At 38.8% G+C, this 286-nt stretch carries 1 protein-coding gene; it reads left to right on the forward strand.

Annotated features, from left to right (window positions below; genetic code table 11):
• A partial coding sequence (locus PZE06_RS29240) for a cytochrome c biogenesis ResB family protein (protein ID WP_275792578.1) occupies window positions 1-286 on the forward strand: 286 nt, incomplete at both ends.

Below are 286 nucleotides of genomic sequence, written 5' to 3' on the forward strand. Positions count from 1 at the left end.
CGACCTCTGCTTCTGAGAACATAGACGCTTCTTTCGAAAAGGCAAAAGAAAATTTAGCAATGAAGCGCTATAAAATACGTGAAGAATACGGAAATATTTTAGCGGAAAAAGGTCGTTTCTCCCGTTGGGGTCCGTATGTCAACCATTGTGGCTTAATTATTTTTCTTTTTGGTGGAATACTGCGCTTCGTTCCTGGCATGTACATTGATGATATGCTTTGGATTAGAGAAGGAGAAACGAAAGTAATCCCTGAAACAAACGGGGAGTATTATCTAGAAAATAAAGA

This window comes from Robertmurraya sp. DFI.2.37 (assembly GCF_029211245.1).
Lineage (GTDB): Bacteria > Bacillota > Bacilli > Bacillales > Cytobacillaceae > Robertmurraya > Robertmurraya methanolica_A.